A 16,428-nucleotide genomic window follows, 5' to 3' on the forward strand; every position below is an offset into this window, starting at 1 on the left:
CTTGAGCCTTTGGCTCAATTCACCCCCGAGATATTTTTGGCCAGATGAAGATTGGATCATTTGCCTACCTTCCACGCGATATCCTTCGGGCCGGTGCCTACGGGGGAATTGATCGGGGCAAATTCGGGTTGGCTTTCGGTATCTGCTGGAGGGGCCGCCTTTTCGATCCTGACTTTCAGGTCGAACCACGCGGCCTGACCGGTGATCGGGTCTGAGTTGGCCCATCGCATACCGTCGCCTTTAGGCGGTAGCAATTCATGGATCAGGTGGTTGAGTAGGAAACCCTTGGTGGCCTCGGGTGCGTCCTCTTGCAGCGCCCAGGCACCTTTGCGCTTGCCGATGGCGTTCCATGTCCAGACGGTGTTTTCATTCAGCGCGGCCATCTCCATCACGGGCACGGTGATCTCGCCGTGAGGAGAGGTAACCTTGGCCCAGTCGCCGTCTTGCAGCCCGTGTTCGCGCATCAGCTTCGTGGGGACGTAAAGCGGGTTGCGCCCGTGAAGTTGCCTCAGCCAGGCGTTTTGGGTGCCCCAGCTGTGGTACATCGCCATTGGGCGCTGAGTCAGGGCGTTGACAGTGAAGCCCTCGTTGCCTTGCTGGTCGGTCTCGTACCAAATGGGCAGAGGGTCCATGGCATCCTTGATGCGTTGTCGCAGGTGGTCGGGGGGCTGGTTCGGTCCGTGTCCTTCGGCGGCCAGTTGGAATTTGCGCATCGGCTCGGAGTACAGCTGGAACAGGTAGGGCTGCGGACTGTCATAGAGGCCCATTCCAACGGCCCAGTCCTGATAGGCGGTATTCCACGGTTTGTAGTAATCCGCACCTGCGGGGATATGCGCGACGTAGAAGCCTCCGTTGTCGATATAGCGGTTCAGTTGGTCCGGGTTGACCTCTCCGCGGCCTTCTTTGGTGCCATCTTCGCCACGGAACCCGGCCAGAGGGCCGATGCCCGGCTTGCGCTGGTGATTGACGATATAGTCGGCATAGTCCTTCCACTTGGTTGTGCCGTCTTCGTTGGTGAAGCCCGGCAGGCTCATGCGGTTGGCGAGTTGAATCAGCACCGATTGGAACCCGCGCACGTCACGGTCGGGTTCGACCACTGGCCAGCGGATGGCATCGGCGGCGGCATCTGCCTCGCAGATCGGGCGATCCAGCAGCGAGATACAGTCGTGCCGTTCCAGATAGGTGGTATCTGGTAGGATCAGGTCGGCATAAGCGACCATTTCCGATGAATAGGCATCCGAGTAGATGATATGCGGGATGACGTATTTGCCGTCCTCGGTCTTGGCCGACAGCATCTCCATCACACCTTTGGTGTTCATGGAGGAGTTCCACGACATATTCGCCATATACATGAACAACGTGTCGATCTTGTAGGGATCACCCGCGGCGGCGTTCGAGATCACCATATGCATCAGCCCGTGGGCCGACATCGGGTTTTCCCACGTAAAGGCCTTGTCGATACGCTGAGCAGTACCGTCTTCGTCTAGCAGCAGGTCCTCGGGACCGCGCGGGAAGCCAAGGTGAGGGCCTTCCAGAGGGCGGCCTGGGCGGCGATCTCCGTGCGGGGTGGGGTGGGCCTCGACAGGTTTGGGGTAGGGCGGTTTGAAGCGGAAGCCGCCGGGGACCTCAACCGTGCCCAGCAGGATTTGCAGCACGTGCAGCGCGCGGCAGGTTTGGAAACCGTTGGCATGGGCTGAGATTCCGCGCATGGCGTGGAAGCTGACCGGGCGGCCTGTCATCTTGGAGTGTTTTTCGCCCCGGAAGTCGGTCCATTCCTGGTCGAGCTCGATGGCCTCATCAAAGGCGACGCGCGCGATTTCGGCGGCGATGGCGCGGATTTTCTGGGCCGGTATGCCGCAGCGCTCGGCCACTTTTTCAGGGGCGTGATCGTCCGAGAGGTATTTCTCGGCCATCTGATGGAATACAGGGCGGTGAGTTACGCCATCCTTGTCGTAGGTGGCGGACAGATCCGGGCGCACGCCGGGTTTGTCAAAGGCGGTCGGCTCACCGGTCACACGGTCGATCACCAAAGGCTTTCCGTCGGCATCGCGCAGGAACAGGCCCTTCTCCGGGCCGTCAGAAGCATTCACCAGAACCGGCGCGTTTGTGTAGCGGGCAAGGTAGTCGAGGTCGATCTTGCCAGCCTTCATCAGCACATTGATCAGCGACAGGATGAACAGCCCATCGGTGCCCGGCGTGATCCCGACCCAATCGTCAGCCACCGCGTTATAGCCGGAGCGGATCGGATTCACCCCGATCACTCGCGCGCTGCGCGCCTTGATCTTGCCGATGCCCATCTTGATTGGATTGCTATCGTGGTCCTCGGCCACACCGAACAGCATGAACAGCTTGGTGTGGTCCCAATCGGGCTGGCCGAACTCCCAAAACGCGCCGCCCATTGTGTAGATGCCGCCCGCTGCCATGTTGACCGAGCAGAACCCGCCATGGGCCGCATAGTTGGGTGTACCAAAATTCTGTGCCCAGAAGCTGGTGAAGCTCTGGCTCTGGTCGCGCCCAGTAAAGAAGGCCAGCTTGTGCGGGGCGGTCTCGTGCAATTCGTTCAGCCAGCCGACGGCAGTGCTGATCGCCTCGTCCCATTCGATCTCGCGGAACTCACCCGAACCACGCGGACCGACCCGTCGCAGTGGCTTGCGCAGACGTGAGGGCGCGTTGACCTGCATGATGCCGGCGCTGCCCTTGGCGCAAAGGACGCCTTTATTGACCGGGTGGTCACGGTTGCCCTCGATATAGGCAACCTTTCCGTCCTTCATGTGAACATTGATGCCGCAGCGACAGGCGCACATGTAACAGGTGGTGCGCCGGATCTCGTCCGAGACTTTCGGGCTGGTGTCGATCTTCGGTTGCTGGATTGTCATCTGGCGTCCTTATGTCGGGGCGGCGGGTCAGGTTAGGAATGTTAGTCCGGCGAGGATAATTCCTGCAATAAAAAGAGTTTCCACGACGATCAGAGCGATGGCTGCGCCTCCGACCGAGAGGATTTGTTTCAGGTTCGTCTTCATTCCAACCGCAGCGATCGCGATCAGAAGCAACCAGCGGGATGTCTGGCTGAGCAACTCGGACAGGAAGGCCGGGATAAGGCCGAACGAGCTGGCCGCAGCCAGCACCAGAAACCCGATCACAAAGCCGGGTAGGATCGGAGGGCGCTTGCCCGCTTCGTCCATGTCGGTGACGCTGCGGATGATCAGCGAGGCGACCAGAACCACCGGGGCCAGCATCGCCACACGGAACAGTTTGACCAGTGTGGCGGTGTCGCCGGTCTGTTCCGAGATTGAAAACCCTGCACCGACAACCTGGGCCACGTCGTGGATCGTGCCACCCAGAAACACACCGCCCGCCACGTCATCCATGCCCAGCGTCCGCACCAGAATCGGATAGGCGATCATGGCGATGGTCGACAGGACCGTAACGCCCAGAACGGTGAAGATCAGCCGCTCTTCTGAGCGTTCGTCTTTGGGCAGTATGGCGCTGATCGCCATTGCCGCAGACGCGCCACAGATGGCGACAGAACCCGCCGTCAGGAACGCAAAGCGCCATTTGTGACCAAAGAACCGTGCGATCAAAAGACCGAAGGCAATGGTGGCCAATACGCCGCCAACTACAAGGGCGATCAGGTCCCAACCCAAACCCATCATCAGCGTCATCGAGATCCGCACACCCAAAAGTGCCACGCCGAGGCGCAGAAGGGATCTGGCTGCAAAACCAATGCCGGGGACGGTCTTGCCCTCTTCGCCCAGAAAGCTGAGCGCGATGCCAAGCAGTAAGGCCATCAGCATGGCCGGGGTCGCGTAGTGTTCCGACAGGAATTTTGCCGTTACAGCAACAGTGATCGCCACCATAACCCCGGGGAACAATGTTCGAGCCGTCTGGGCGACATCCGTGCCGAAGGAGCTTTTGAGTTCAGTATTACCCAGCATCGGTTCGTTGATCTTTCTTGAACACGTTTACAGTTTAGCAGCGAAGCCGCAGAGGTTATGCAGTAGCTGGATGAACTGGCTCTTGCGATGTACCCACTTGTTGTGCCTGCACGGCGGTCACGGCGATCATGTGCAACACATCGTCCGAAGAACAGCCGCGCGACAGGTCGTTTGCGGGTTTGGCCAAGCCTTGTAGAACGGGCCCAATGGCTTCGGCACCGCCAATGCGTTGGGCGATCTTGTACCCCAGGTTGCCCGCATCTAGGTTGGGAAATACAAACACGTTTGCTTTCCCTTCCAGAGGTGAGTTCTTGGCCTTTTTACTGGCGACCTCTGGCACGTAGGCCGCGTCGAACTGCAACTCTCCGTCGATGATCAGGTCCGGATTGGCGGTTTTGGCGATTTGTGTGGCCTCAACCACCTTTGACACTTTCGGATGGCTGGCGCTGCCGCTCGTCGAGAAAGATAGCATCGCAACACGAGGCTCTTTCCCGGTGAGCGTGCGATAGGACGCGGCCGACGCCTGAGCGATCTCAGCCAACTCGCGTTCGTTCGGATCAACGACCAACCCGCAGTCGGCGAAAATATGGGCGCCCTGAACCGTGTGGTGGTCGCGGTCATAGATCATCAGAAAGAAACTGGACACCATATGGGCGTCAGGTGCTTTGCCGATGATCTGCAAAGCGGCACGAACAGTGTCCGAAGTTGTTTCCACAGCACCGCCGACCGTGCCGTCAGCCAGCCCGATATGGACCAACATAGCGGCGTAGTTCAGACGATTTTGGACCAGCGACTTCGCAGTCTCAGGCGTTACGCCTTTGTGTTTGCGCAGTTCGAAATAGGCATCGGCAAAGCGATCCAAGTGTAGCGAAGTTGTCGGATCGTGAATGTCTATCCCGGCTACATCGGTTCCGCCTTTTTCAGCCAGCAAAGAGGCAACTTTGGTCTGATCGCCGACCAGGATAATATCGGCTGCATCTTCGGCACGTGCTTTCAACGCGCCTTCTACAACGCGTGGATCATCGCCCTCAGCAAGGGCGATGATCTTTTTGGAACTGGTCGCAGCCCCGAGAATTTGATGTAGGGGCTTCACCGCGATCAGGCCTCGACTTGCGGCTTCATGTCTGCTGCTTCGATACCCGCAACCGCAACTGGCTTCTTCATCGCGTCACGGCGGAACGGCTCACCCAGTTCCTGATTGATCATGGCTTCGATCAGAGTGGTGATACCGTTCTTCTGGTCTTCGATCGCTTGGTTCAGCGCAGCTGTCAGTTCGTCCTGCGTACGTGCAACGACGCCTTTCAGACCGCAGGCCTCCGCGATACCGGCATAGGAGACCTTGGTATCCAACTCGGTGCCGACGAAGTTGTCGTCGAACCACAGGGTCGAGTTCCGCTTTTCCGCTCCCCACTGGTAGTTGCGGAAGACGATCTGGGTCACGGCGGGCCATTCTTCACGGCCGATTGCCGTCAGCTCGGTTACGGCGATGCCAAAGGCACCGTCGCCCGAGAAACCAACAACGGGCACATCCGGGCAGCCGATCTTGGCGCCGATCACCGACGGCAAACCATAGCCACAGGGGCCAAACAAGCCAGGGGCCAGATATTTGCGGCCTTCCTCAAACGAGGGGTAAGCGTTGCCGATGGCGCAGTTGTTGCCGATGTCGGACGAGATGATCGCCTCTTTCGGCAGAGCGGATTGAATCGCACGCCATGCCATGCGCGGGCTCATCCAGTCTGGCTTGGCCGCACGGGCGCGTTCGTTCCAGGTGGTGCCCGGGTCGTCCTGCTCGTGGTCCATTGAGGTCAGTTCCTGCGCCCAACGCGACTTGGTTTCAGCGATTTTCGCCTTACGCGCATCGCGGCCTTCATCGCCCGCAGTGCCCGAAAGCTGTGCCAGGATGCTTGTTGCAACGGTGGCTGCGTCGCCAACGATACCAACGGAGACCTTCTTAGTCAGGCCGATGCGGTCCGGGTTGATGTCGACCTGAATGATTTTTGCTTCGGTCGGCCAGTATTCCATACCGTATCCGGGTAGGGTCGAGAACGGGTTTAGACGGGTGCCAAGGCACAGAACAACGTCCGCTTCCTTGATCAGCTCCATCGCGGCTTTCGAGCCGTTGTAACCCAGAGGGCCGGCAAACAGCGGGTGCGAGCCGGGGAAAGCGTCGTTGTGCTGGTAGCCAACGCACACGGGGGCGTCCAGACGCTCGGCCAGTTCTTTCGACGCTTCGATGCCTCCTGCGGACAGCACCGTGCCAGCACCGTTTAGAATGACCGGGTTCTTGGCATCGGACAGCAGAGCGGCGGCTTCGGTCACGGCAGAGGCGCCGCCCGAAGGCAGTTCGAATTCGACCACGGCTGGCAGTTCGATATCGACGACCTGAGTGAAGAAGTCACGGGGCACGTTGATTTGTGCCGGGGCTGAGGCGCGCTTGGCTTTGGTGATCACGCGGCTGAGGACTTCGGCCATACGCGACGGGTCGCGCACTTCTTCCTGATAGCAGACGCAGTCTGCGAACATCCGCATCTGTTCCATTTCCTGGAAACCGCCCTGACCCATGGTCTTGTTCGCGGCCTGAGGAGTGACCAGCAGCAGCGGGGTGTGGTTCCAGTAGGCGGTTTTGACGGCGGTAACAAAGTTGGTGATGCCGGGGCCGTTCTGCGCGATCATCATAGACATTTTGCCGGTGGCGCGGGTGTAGCCGTCGGCCATCATCCCGCCCGAGCCTTCATGTGCACAATCCCAGAACGTGATGCCCGCTTTCCCGAAAATATCCGAGATCGGCATCATGGCCGAACCGATGATGCCAAAGGCATGCTCGATTCCGTGCATCTGCAGAACCTTAACAAAGGCTTCTTCCGTGGTCATTTTCATCGGTGGCTCTCCAAAACTGAATGCGTGAATTGGCCGGGGGGGTTCAGCCCGGCCTTTGATACGGTTTTGGCGCAAGGCTGCGTATGGCGTTAGGGCCAGATGCGACAGCGGAATACGTCCAGCCGGAGGTTAACTGGTCCGGATCCCATCCGCGATCAGTTTCACCCCGGCCTCGATGCGGTCAGGCGCAATCGAGGAATACCCCAGACGGTAGAAATTCCGAGGCGGCCTCGGCCCTGAGAAGAAGGGCGCACCGGGTTCGATATGCACCCCTTGCGTCTGCAATGTGACCGCAAGTTGCGCGGTGTCTACATGTTCGGGGGCCTGCATCCATATGGACGACCCGCCAAGCACGCCGCGCCCCGCGACCTGTAGCGCATGGGTCTGAACGGCTTTGTCCAACGCCTCACGCCGTTGTGCCAGGGCGTTCGACATGCGTCGGATCTGGGCGTCGTAGTGCCCGAGGGACAGGAAATAGGCCGCTGTTCGCTGAACATGCCCCGGAGGATGCCGCAACACGAGCGACCGCAGCGCGCGTGCCTCGCGGATGAAGGTCTCGGACCCGACCATGTAGCCCAGACGCAACCCCGGAAACAGCGATTTCGAGAAGCTGCCCACATAGATCACGCGCCCGTCCCGATCCATCGATTTGAGCGCAGGTGAAGGCGCGCCCAGATAGGCCATCTCGAACTCGTAGTCGTCCTCAACGATCATGGCGTTCAACTCGCTCGCGCGTTCCAGCAGGGCGGTTCTGCGGCTGACGGGCATGGTGGCCGTTGTCGGGCTTTGGTGACTGGGGGTGGAAAAGATCACGTCGGTGTCGTCTGGCAGAGCCTCAGGCGGCAGCCCGTCACCATCCACGCGGATCGGGGCCATGGTGCAATCCGAGTGGCTCAGCAGCTCACGCAGAGCGTAGTAGCAGGGGTCTTCGATTGCCGCGGTGCGCCCTTTTTTCAAAAGAATGCGCGAGGCCAGCCACAACGCGTTCTGCGCGCCCAGCGTGATCAGGATCTCTTCGGGGCGGGCGGTGATGCCTCGGCGTGGCAGGGTGTGGCGGGCAATAAACTCGACCAGCAGAGGATCGTCCTGATCAGCGTAGTCAGTCGTAAGGGACTCGAAATCCTTATGTCCCAGCGCCCGAACCGCGCAAAGCCGCCAGTTCGCGTGGTCAAACAGCGTCCGGTCGGCCTGCCCGTAGATGAACGGGTATTTGTAATTACGCCAGTCCTGAGGTTTGGTCAGCACATTGCCGCCCGAGAACCGCCGGGCCAGGGCGTTGTCCCAGTCGACAGTCTCTTCGCTGCGCGGGACGGGCGTGTATTTTGGCGGGACCGGCGCATTTTCTGAAACATAGTAGCCCGAACGCCCTTTGGCGGTCAGATAGTCATTGGCCAGAAGCTCGGTATAGGCCAGCGTCACCGTAATCCGGCTGACGCCCAGATGGGTTGCCAGCTTGCGGGACGAGGGCAGCTTTTCCCCGATGTGGAACCGGCCCGACAGGATGCCTTCGGCGATCATCTGCTGGATTTGCGCCTGCAGCGTCCCTTGTCCGTTCAGCTCAAGAAAGAAAGTGTCAACCGAGATAGCCATGAGCGCTTATAGATTGGACTTAAGGCGGTGGCAATCTGGACTTACATGCCTCGGAGTGAATTTGTGATGTGGCTTGACGAGGAAATTCGAATCACCTAAATAACTAGAAATCTAGTTTAATGGAGAATTCAGATGTGGGAAACCGCTGCAGCAGGATTTTCGGCCATGGGGTCCGAGGCCCGGTTGAAGGTTCTGAAAACACTTGTGAGGGCCGGGCAGGCCGGTCTGACCGTGGGTGAGATCCAGACACGTACCGGCATCGCCCCCTCCACCCTTGCGCATCACCTTCGGTTTCTGGCTGCAGGTGGTGTGGTTGAACAGGAAAAGATCGGGCGCACGACGATCAATCGCGCCTGTTTCAACGAGTTGCGAAACCTGGCGCAGTTTATTCTAAGCGAATGCTGCGCAGACGAAGTAGGAAAGGCCGCAAACGATGGCTGAACTATCACAAAACCCAAAAGCCTCGGCCAAACTCGCGCTGGATGTGATCAAAACGCCTTGGGCTTTGATCGTCGCGATACTGGCGTTGGTCGCAGTTTTCGATCCGGGCAACTGGGCTGAGGTCGTAACCTTCGCCGCCAAGGCGCTGGCTCATACGGGCCAGTATATCCTGTTCGCCGTACTTCTGCTGTCCTATCTCAAGGCCACTGGGGCCGAGGTCATGGTGGCGCGCGCTTTTGAGGGGCGGGAAACCCGGATGATCTTTCTGGCTGCCTTGTTCGGAGGGCTTGCGCCGTTTTGTTCCTGCGAGGTGATCCCGTTCATCGCCGGGCTTCTGGCACTGGGTGCGCCGCTGTCTGCGGTGATGGCCTTCTGGCTCAGCTCTCCTCTGATCGACCCGCCGACATTGCTGATCACCGCAGGCGCATTGGGGTGGCCCTTTGCCATCGGCAAGGCCGTTGCAGCGGTTGCCTTAGGTCTGTTCGGCGGGTTCGCCGTGCGTCTTCTGATGCGCAACGGAGCCTTCGTTCAGCCCCTGCGCGAATACAAACCCGCCGGTTGCTGTGGCTGCGGCCCCAAGCTGGATGACAAACCCGTCTGGAAGTTTTGGCAGGAACCCGAACGACGTCAGCGTTTCCGCTCTGAGTTCGTTCATAACGGTATCTTCCTGCTGAAATGGCTGGCTCTGGCCTATGTGCTTGAGGCGCTTCTGGTCAGCTATGTGCCAGCAGACCTGATCGCACGCGTTGTCGGCGGAGAAGGCGTTCTGCCCATCGTCGTTGCCGCGCTGGTCGGAATGCCCGCCTATCTGAACTCCTACGTCGCGCCACCGCTTTTGGCGGGGCTGATGGAGCAAGGCATGACGGCGGGGGCGGCCATGTCCTTCATGGTGGCAGGGGCGGTCAGCTCAATCCCGGCCATGGCTGCGGTTTGGTCACTGGTGAAACCGCGCGTCTTTGCAACCTATTTGACCCTTGGGGTTGGGGGCGCGATTGTCGCCGGGATCCTTTTCCAGATGCTCTGAAAAAGAAAACGCCCGGCGCAGTGCCCGGGCGTTTTCCTCTGGTTCGCTAGGGATCAACCAGCCTCGCAGAACCGAGGCAGTTTGAACCGGTATCTTGCCTCTCCGCTTTCCACGTAGACGCGTTTTTCCACACAAGCGCTGGTGCCGACCGATTGGGAAACCGGCGCCTCGGTCGAGGTGATCGACGTAGCCGTCCCATCGGGCAGACGAACCGAAGCGATGACCCCGTTCTTTAGATCCCCGTTGATCGCTGTAGCCGACAAAACCGGGACGGTCATGAAAGAATGATGCTCATGCTCGCCGTCATCCCCCAGCAGGAACAGGCCGCCGACAATGACCGCCATGACCACAGCAGCGGCCAGACCCAAACCCCAGGTTTTTAGGAAGGCATAGATCGTTACGGCGCGGTGTGGGCCAAAGATGGCAGATAGAATGCTGAGCATGAGAGGTCCCAAGAAAACGCCCCGGCCAGTTTAGACCGGGGCGGGCCAGAAATCAGGGGCGCAGATCGTCTTCTTCTTCGTCGTCCCCGCCACCTTTGGGCAGGTTGAAGAAGCTGTCGGCGTCCACGATCGGATCACTGCCTTCCTTCTCGGCTTCCGGCTCGTCCGACAGCGAGAAGGTTTCCAGACCTTCAATCGCGGTCGGGATCTTCGGTGCTGCGTCCATTTCCAGCGACTGCTCGGTCGAGACCAGCTTGCGGCGCTCGTCATCGCTCATCACGCCGCCTTCGGCGGCTTTCTTCGCAGCGGCCTTCTGCACCACGGCGTCCAGTTCGGACTGTTTGCACAGGCCCAAGGCAACCGGGTCGATGGGCTGCATGTTGGCGATGTTCCAATGCGTGCGCTCGCGGATCGACTGGATGGTCGGCTTGGTGGTGCCAACCAGCTTGGCGATCTGACCATCGCTGAGCTCGGGGTGGAACTTGACCAGCCACAGGATCGAGTTCGGACGGTCCTGACGCTTGGACAGCGGGGTATAGCGCGGGCCACGGCGCTTTTCTTCGCCCGTTGCCGACGGGTTGAACTTGAGCTTCAGCTTGTGCAGCGGGTTGTTCTGCGCCGCATCGATCTCTTCCTGCGTCAGCTGGTTGTTGGCAAGCGGGTCGAACCCTTTGACGCCAGCGGCCACATCGCCATCGGCAATGCCCTGCACTTCAAGCTCGTGCATCCCTACGAAATCCGCGATCTGCTTAAAGCTGATCGTGGTGTTGTCCACCAGCCATACGGCTGTTGCCTTGGCCATAAGCGGTTTTGCCATCAGCCCGTCTCCTATACATACATCTGTCCCGTCGCCGGAATTCGGCGGCCCCGGGGTTTTGGGGCAGGTTTCCGTTGTCGGGGAACTTGGGGTGTATATAGTCGCCGCGACGCAAGAAGGGAAGAGGCGAATGCGCCATGGGTTTTTAGCGCTGGTTTTGTGGGCCATAAGCGCAGTCGCCGCGCTGGCCGAGGGCGAAAAGGCCGGTGAGTTCGACTACTACGTTCTGGCGCTGAGCTGGTCTCCGAACTGGTGCGCGCGCGAAGGGGATGCGCGGGGATCAGATCAATGCGACGCCCGGCATGACCATGGTTGGATATTGCACGGGCTTTGGCCTCAGTTCCATCAGGGCTGGCCCTCCTATTGCCGTACGCCCGAGGCTCCGCCGTCGCGCGCGATGACCCGCGCGATGGAGGATATTCAGGGCAGTGCGGGCCTTGCATGGCATCAATGGAAGAAACACGGCACCTGTTCGGGCCTGTCGGCGCGGGACTATATGGATCTGTCGCGCGAAGCCTATGGTCGCGTGACCCGGCCTGAGGTGTTCCGCCAGCTTGATACCTCGGTCAAACTGCCCGCGTCGATCGTCGAAGAGGCCTTTCTAAAAGCCAACCCTAAGCTCGAGCGCGACATGATCACCATCACCTGTAAACAGGGCTATATCGAAGAGGTTCGCCTGTGCCTGTCCCGCGACCTTGATCCCGTGCCCTGTGGCCGCGATGTCATCCGGGACTGCACGGCCAAGGACGCCCTGTTCGACCCGATTCGTTAGAGCTTTTTGTTCTGACAGTCCCGCGCGTATTCCAGCGCCTTGGCGGTGCCTTTGAGGTCGATGGCCATCACCACGTCGCCAGCCGGGTTGTAAACGGTCATCGTCTTGTTCTGAGCAATCGCGGTGACGAAATTCCGGTCAGTGAAAAAGACGGTCGCGCCGGGGACGTCACGCTCGTTGAAGCCAATGGCGGTGGCGTCATAGCTTTTGCCGTCCAGAGCAAATCGGATCGGATAGGATTTGCCCTGTTCGATATCGCCCCAGGCCTTGTTGTAGACGGCGAAATATCCGCGATTGCCTAGCGCGTCATAACCGATCCGCACGACCGAGAGGTCCTGATACACCGTCTGGATCAGGCACCCATTGCCCAGAGCGGGGTCCATCATGATGTTCCAGCCGTCGACAAAGCCTTTGTCGATCAGTTGCTGGGAAAACGCTGCAGTGGCTGTAAAGGCGGCAAGTGCCAGGGCGAAAAGGCGTTTCATAACAGCTCCCAAAATCAAACGGATAAGGTCATAGCCATAGTACACGCCGCGTGCGGCAGGCAAAGGCCATTCTTGACTGAGGTCGCCGCGAATGAAGACCTATGTGCATGGCCGAACCCGGCTATGTCTCGCCGGGGGAGGCGCTTGAAACTCGGCTGTGGCACAATAGTTTTTGCCCCATAAGACAAGGAACGAGCCATGCCGCAACATCCAAGAACGTTCTCTCACATCGGATTGTCCGTCCCAAACGTTGACGATGCTGTAAAGTTCTACTCCGAAGTCCTTGGTTTCTACGTGATCATGCCACCGACTGATGTGGTAGAGGATGACACGGATATTGGTGTCATGTGCACTGATGTGTTTGGTCCGGAATGGAAAAAACTACGTATCGCGCATCTCGCGACTGCTGATCGCATCGGGTTCGAGCTTTTCGAGTTTGACGGGAATTATGTACCGGAAAACAATATCGACTTTCGCCAGAATGGTACGTTCCATTTTTGCGTCCAAGACCCGGATGTCGAAGGCCTAGTAGAAAAGATCGTTGCAGCGGGTGGCAAACAACGGATGCCGATTCGATACTATTATCCCGGAGAGAAACCTTACCGAATGGTCTACGTCGAAGACCCCTTTGGTATTGTCTTCGAGATCTACAGCCATTCCTACGAATTGACCTACTCGTCGGGTGCTTACACCTGACATGCGAGGCGGAGTCTCGTGTGCAACCGGAAGGGGTGAAAGCGTTCCGGTTGCTGTGTTTTGCACTGCTCAAAGCTCCTTCCGCGCCCTCAACGCCGCCGTAATCGTCCCGTCATCCAGATAGTCCAGTTCTCCGCCAATCGGCACGCCCTGCGCTAGTGAGGTCAGGCGGACCTGCCCCTCCAACTGATCGGCGATGTAATGCGCCGTGGTCTGGCCGTCGACGGTGGCGTTCAGGGCCAGAATGATCTCGGAGACGCCTTCGGCCACCACCCGGTCCTTGAGGCGGGGAATGCGCAGCTCATCCGGGCCGACGCCATCCAGCGCCGACAGCGTGCCGCCCAATACGTGATAGCGGCCTTTGAATACGCCTGAACGCTCCATCGCCCAGAGGTCGGCGACGTCTTCGACGACGCAAAGCTCTCCGGTTGCGCGGGCCTCATCGTTGCAGATGTCGCAAATGTCGGTGGTGCCTACGTTGCCGCAATTCAGGCACTCGCGGGCGGTGATGGCGACCTGCTGCATCACGTCGGACAGAGGCGTCAGCAGCAGGGCGCGTTTGCGGATCAGGTGCAGCACCGCGCGGCGGGCCGAGCGAGGGCCGAGGCCGGGAAGTTTGGCCATCAGGTCAATCAGATTGTCGATGTCGCTGTTGGAACTCACGGCCTGTCCTGTATGGCGCCGGAGGGAACCTCCGGCGGGAGTATTATTGAAAAGATGGAGATCAGAACGGCAGCTTGATGTCTGCGGGCAGGCCCATGCTTTCGGTCAGTTTGGCCATTTCAGCCTGCGAGCGCTCGGCGGCTTTGGTCTGAGCGTCCTTGATGGCCGCAAGAATCAGATCCTCGACCACTTCCTTGTCGTCGCCATTGAAGATCGACGGGTCAATATCCAGCCCCTTTAATTCTCCCTTGGCGGTTGCCGTCGCCTTGACTAGCCCCGCGCCGGACTCGCCTACAACCATCAGGTTGTTCAGCTCTTCCTGCATCTCGGTCATCTTGGTCTGAAGATCCTGCGCGGATTTCATCATTTTGGCCATATCGCCCAGGCCGCCTAGTCCTTTGAGCATTTAGTGTCTCCTCAAGTGTGATCGCCTCAGGCGAATATATGCTGTGAAGTGTCATCCCAGCACATAGCGCAATTGCCAAGCCAATGAACAGGGTAGAATGGCCGACGCACCCGAGGTCGGCGGCCGTGCTGCGCGCATCATTCATTATGTCGGCAACGAAAATATGGCCCGTCCAGATCGCCCACAACAGCGATGTCGCCAAGGCGATCCAAAGGCTCCTGCTCCAAATGGCAAAAGCAGAAATGATCACCAAGGACAGCGACACGGGATGAGACGCTAGAACAAGTGCCTCGTGCCATTCGCTGACCGCTTCGCCGTTCCATCCGGGGTTAAAGACGTCACATGCTTCGTGATAGACCGCATCGATACGTGCGAAATGCACCTATCAATCCTCCTCAAACGGATCCCATTCATCTTCGACCTCGGGCAGAGCTTCGGTCTCGACCTGGGCGGCGCGTTGTTCCGGCGTCTCGATCCGGGTGATTTTGGCCTTGGGGAAATTCGCCAGAACGGCCTGAACCAGCGGATGTGCCGAGGCCTCTTCTTTCAGAGCCAGTTCGGCTTTATCGCGAATTTCGGCGATCGTCGGAGCGTCGCCATCCGACACGATGGATACCGCCCATCTGTTGCCAGTCCAACGCTGCAAGGCCGATCCCAGTCGTGGTGCAAGATCGGTTGGGGCTTGCGACGATGGGGTGAATTCGATCCGTCCCGGCTGGTAAGACACCAGCCGCACGCCGTTTTCGACCTCGACCAGAAGCTTGACGTCTCGGTTGTTCCGGATCAGCTCGACCACATGTTCGAAACTCGGGTATCGCGCCAGTGCCGTCTGTGTATCTTGCGCCAAAGCAGCGACTGGTGCGCCGCCGGACCCGCGTGGCGCAGGGGTGTAGCTCGTAGCGGCGCGGGCTTTGACCGGAGCTGCGCCGTTGCTTTGGATTGGCATCCCGCCGCCCGGCCCTCCGTTAGAGGGCGGAGGCGTATCCTGCAGCCGTTTGATCAGCTCTTCCGGGCTGGGCAGGTCGGCCACGTGTGTCAGTCGGATCACCGCCATTTCGGCGGCCATCATGGCGTTGGGTGCGGCTGAAACCTCCTCCAGCGCTTTCAACAGCATCTGCCACATCCGAGTCAGCACCCGCATGGGGAGAGCCTCAGCCATTTGCTGACCGCGGGCGCGCTCATCCGGGGAAACAGTGGGGTCTTCGGCTGCGTCCGGTGTGATCTTCACGACCGAAGCCCAATGGGTGATTTCGGCCAGATCACGCAACACGGCCAGTGGATCAGCCCCTTCGGCGTATTGGCCACCAAGCTCGGTCAGCGCCCCAGCTGCATCGCCACGTAGGATCATGTCTATGAGATCCAGAACCCGGCCACGATCCGCCAGGCCCAGCATAGCGCGCACCTGATCTGCCGACGTCTCTCCGGCCCCGTGTGAGATCGCCTGATCCAGCAATGAGGTGGCGTCGCGGGCAGATCCCTCGGCAGCACGGGTGATCAGGGCCAACGCATCTTCGGCGATTTCAGCGCCTTCGGCCGTGGCGATCTTGCGCAGCAGGCCGATCATATCCTCGGGTTCGATCCGGCGCAGGTCGAAACGTTGGCAGCGGGACAGCACCGTCACCGGCACTTTGCGGATTTCTGTAGTGGCGAAGATGAACTTCACATGAGCCGGCGGTTCCTCAAGCGTCTTGAGCAGCGCGTTGAAGGCGCTGGTTGACAGCATGTGGACCTCATCGATGATGTAGATCTTGTAGCGGGCCGAGGCTGCGCGGTAGCGGACACTGTCGATGATCTCGCGAATATCATTGACGCCGGTGCGGCTGGCGGCGTCCATCTCCATGACGTCGACATGACGACCTTCCATGATGGCGACGCAGTGTTCACATTGGCCGCAAGGCTCGGTCGTGGGTCCGCTATTTCCGTCCGGTCCGATACAGTTCATGCCTTTCGCAATGATCCGCGCGGTCGTGGTTTTGCCGGTTCCGCGAATGCCTGTCATGACAAAGGCTTGCGCGATGCGATCCGCCTCGAACGCGTTTTTGAGCGTGCGGACCATCGCATCCTGACCCACCAGATCGGCAAAGGTTTCCGGGCGGTATTTTCGGGCGAGAACCTGATAGGCGGGGCTGTCTGAGTCGGTCATGTCTGCTCTGGCGGATTCGGAACGTCACCGCAGCGTAGAGGCCCGCGCCGCCCGCGTCCACATGAGTTGAAGAACGATTTTGTTTTGGAAACTGGCGCGTCAGGGGTACACTCTTCAGATTGTGAATCAAGCCTAA

General features: G+C 59.5%; 16 protein-coding genes. 5 read left to right on the forward strand and 11 right to left on the reverse strand.

Going from position 1 to position 16,428, the window contains the following annotated elements:
- Positions 1-56: 56 nt before the first annotated feature.
- From ACR0NO_RS09700 to pdxR, 5 genes are all read right to left on the reverse strand, one after another.
- The gene (locus ACR0NO_RS09700) at positions 57-2,876 is read right to left on the reverse strand and encodes a molybdopterin oxidoreductase family protein (RefSeq protein ID WP_480723809.1); all 2,820 of its coding nucleotides are present in this window, start codon (positions 2,874-2,876) and stop codon (positions 57-59) included.
- A gap of 27 nt (positions 2,877-2,903) precedes the next feature.
- On the reverse strand, positions 2,904-3,935 hold the full coding sequence (locus tag ACR0NO_RS09705; RefSeq protein WP_480723810.1) for a YeiH family protein: 1,032 nt from the start codon (positions 3,933-3,935) through the stop codon (positions 2,904-2,906).
- A gap of 55 nt (positions 3,936-3,990) precedes the next feature.
- Positions 3,991-5,028: a phosphate acetyltransferase gene (gene pta / locus ACR0NO_RS09710; protein ID WP_480723811.1), complete on the reverse strand. Its 1,038-nt coding sequence runs from the start codon at positions 5,026-5,028 to the stop codon at positions 3,991-3,993.
- 5 nt (positions 5,029-5,033) lie between these two features.
- The gene (gene xsc, locus ACR0NO_RS09715) at positions 5,034-6,812 is read right to left on the reverse strand and encodes a sulfoacetaldehyde acetyltransferase (protein ID WP_170642664.1); all 1,779 of its coding nucleotides are present in this window, start codon (positions 6,810-6,812) and stop codon (positions 5,034-5,036) included.
- Between the two features lie 129 nt (positions 6,813-6,941).
- Entirely contained in the window at positions 6,942-8,402 is a 1,461-nt protein-coding gene (gene pdxR / locus ACR0NO_RS09720) for a MocR-like pyridoxine biosynthesis transcription factor PdxR (RefSeq protein ID WP_480723812.1), read from the reverse strand.
- 132 nt (positions 8,403-8,534) lie between these two features.
- On the opposite strand from pdxR, the gene ACR0NO_RS09725 reads away from it, so the two are divergent.
- Positions 8,535-8,843 (forward strand): ArsR/SmtB family transcription factor, encoded by a 309-nt coding sequence (locus ACR0NO_RS09725; RefSeq protein ID WP_170375462.1) that lies wholly within the window; start codon positions 8,535-8,537, stop codon positions 8,841-8,843.
- The gene (locus ACR0NO_RS09730) at positions 8,836-9,867 is read left to right on the forward strand and encodes a permease (protein WP_170375460.1); all 1,032 of its coding nucleotides are present in this window, start codon (positions 8,836-8,838) and stop codon (positions 9,865-9,867) included. Before ACR0NO_RS09725 ends, ACR0NO_RS09730 begins: the two co-directional genes overlap by 8 nt.
- A gap of 53 nt (positions 9,868-9,920) precedes the next feature.
- Here the strand turns inward: ACR0NO_RS09730 and ACR0NO_RS09735 are convergent, their stop codons facing one another.
- Positions 9,921-10,310 carry a hypothetical protein gene (locus ACR0NO_RS09735; protein ID WP_480675141.1) on the reverse strand — a complete coding sequence of 130 codons (390 nt, stop codon included), beginning with the start codon at positions 10,308-10,310 and terminating at the stop codon, positions 9,921-9,923.
- 52 nt (positions 10,311-10,362) lie between these two features.
- A complete protein-coding gene (locus ACR0NO_RS09740) occupies positions 10,363-11,127 on the reverse strand; it encodes a DUF1013 domain-containing protein (RefSeq protein ID WP_480723813.1) in 765 nt (254 codons plus the stop codon).
- Between the two features lie 130 nt (positions 11,128-11,257).
- On the opposite strand from ACR0NO_RS09740, the gene ACR0NO_RS09745 reads away from it, so the two are divergent.
- On the forward strand, positions 11,258-11,899 hold the full coding sequence (locus tag ACR0NO_RS09745; RefSeq protein ID WP_480723814.1) for a ribonuclease T2 family protein: 642 nt from the start codon (positions 11,258-11,260) through the stop codon (positions 11,897-11,899).
- Here the strand turns inward: ACR0NO_RS09745 and ACR0NO_RS09750 are convergent.
- Positions 11,896-12,384 carry a hypothetical protein gene (locus ACR0NO_RS09750; RefSeq protein WP_480723815.1) on the reverse strand — a complete coding sequence of 163 codons (489 nt, stop codon included), beginning with the start codon at positions 12,382-12,384 and terminating at the stop codon, positions 11,896-11,898. The two genes, ACR0NO_RS09745 and ACR0NO_RS09750, sit on opposite strands and share 4 nt — an antisense overlap.
- A 198-nt stretch (positions 12,385-12,582) precedes the next feature.
- On the opposite strand from ACR0NO_RS09750, the gene ACR0NO_RS09755 reads away from it, so the two are divergent.
- Positions 12,583-13,080: a lactoylglutathione lyase family protein gene (locus ACR0NO_RS09755; RefSeq protein WP_170666037.1), complete on the forward strand. Its 498-nt coding sequence runs from the start codon at positions 12,583-12,585 to the stop codon at positions 13,078-13,080.
- Positions 13,081-13,149: 69 nt separating this feature from the next.
- Here the strand turns inward: ACR0NO_RS09755 and recR are convergent, their stop codons facing one another.
- Complete coding sequence (recR, locus tag ACR0NO_RS09760) at positions 13,150-13,743, reverse strand: recombination mediator RecR (protein ID WP_480723816.1); 594 nt, start codon at positions 13,741-13,743, stop codon at positions 13,150-13,152.
- Positions 13,744-13,804: 61 nt separating this feature from the next.
- Complete coding sequence (locus ACR0NO_RS09765; RefSeq protein WP_170328851.1) at positions 13,805-14,149, reverse strand: YbaB/EbfC family nucleoid-associated protein; 345 nt, start codon at positions 14,147-14,149, stop codon at positions 13,805-13,807.
- 83 nt (positions 14,150-14,232) lie between these two features.
- Between ACR0NO_RS09765 and ACR0NO_RS09770 the strand changes: the two genes are divergently transcribed.
- Positions 14,233-14,421, forward strand: a complete 189-nt coding sequence (locus tag ACR0NO_RS09770) for a hypothetical protein (RefSeq protein WP_480723817.1) — start codon at positions 14,233-14,235, stop codon at positions 14,419-14,421.
- Positions 14,422-14,534: 113 nt separating this feature from the next.
- Here the strand turns inward: ACR0NO_RS09770 and ACR0NO_RS09775 are convergent, their stop codons facing one another.
- Positions 14,535-16,292, reverse strand: coding sequence for a DNA polymerase III subunit gamma/tau (locus tag ACR0NO_RS09775; protein ID WP_480723818.1), 1,758 nt, complete (start codon positions 16,290-16,292; stop codon positions 14,535-14,537).
- Positions 16,293-16,428: the final 136 nt, after the last annotated feature.

Source organism: Ruegeria sp. CL3 (genome assembly GCF_056536505.1).

Bases quoted from the DNA above. Each gene is read 5' to 3' on its own strand.
- ACR0NO_RS09700 (WP_480723809.1), bottom strand. From the start codon at position 2,876: ATGACAATCCAGCAACCGAAGATCGACACCAGCCCGAAAGTCTCGGAC.
- ACR0NO_RS09705 (WP_480723810.1), bottom strand. From the start codon at position 3,935: ATGCTGGGTAATACTGAACTCAAAAGCTCCTTCGGCACGGATGTCGCC.
- xsc (WP_170642664.1), bottom strand. From the start codon at position 6,812: ATGAAAATGACCACGGAAGAAGCCTTTGTTAAGGTTCTGCAGATGCAC.
- pdxR (WP_480723812.1), bottom strand. From the start codon at position 8,402: ATGGCTATCTCGGTTGACACTTTCTTTCTTGAGCTGAACGGACAAGGG.
- ACR0NO_RS09725 (WP_170375462.1), top strand. From the start codon at position 8,535: ATGTGGGAAACCGCTGCAGCAGGATTTTCGGCCATGGGGTCCGAGGCC.
- ACR0NO_RS09730 (WP_170375460.1), top strand. From the start codon at position 8,836: ATGGCTGAACTATCACAAAACCCAAAAGCCTCGGCCAAACTCGCGCTG.
- ACR0NO_RS09735 (WP_480675141.1), bottom strand. From the start codon at position 10,310: ATGCTCAGCATTCTATCTGCCATCTTTGGCCCACACCGCGCCGTAACG.
- ACR0NO_RS09740 (WP_480723813.1), bottom strand. From the start codon at position 11,127: ATGGCAAAACCGCTTATGGCCAAGGCAACAGCCGTATGGCTGGTGGAC.
- ACR0NO_RS09745 (WP_480723814.1), top strand. From the start codon at position 11,258: ATGCGCCATGGGTTTTTAGCGCTGGTTTTGTGGGCCATAAGCGCAGTC.
- ACR0NO_RS09750 (WP_480723815.1), bottom strand. From the start codon at position 12,384: ATGAAACGCCTTTTCGCCCTGGCACTTGCCGCCTTTACAGCCACTGCA.
- ACR0NO_RS09755 (WP_170666037.1), top strand. From the start codon at position 12,583: ATGCCGCAACATCCAAGAACGTTCTCTCACATCGGATTGTCCGTCCCA.
- ACR0NO_RS09765 (WP_170328851.1), bottom strand. From the start codon at position 14,149: ATGCTCAAAGGACTAGGCGGCCTGGGCGATATGGCCAAAATGATGAAA.
- ACR0NO_RS09770 (WP_480723817.1), top strand. From the start codon at position 14,233: ATGAACAGGGTAGAATGGCCGACGCACCCGAGGTCGGCGGCCGTGCTG.
- ACR0NO_RS09775 (WP_480723818.1), bottom strand. From the start codon at position 16,292: ATGACCGACTCAGACAGCCCCGCCTATCAGGTTCTCGCCCGAAAATAC.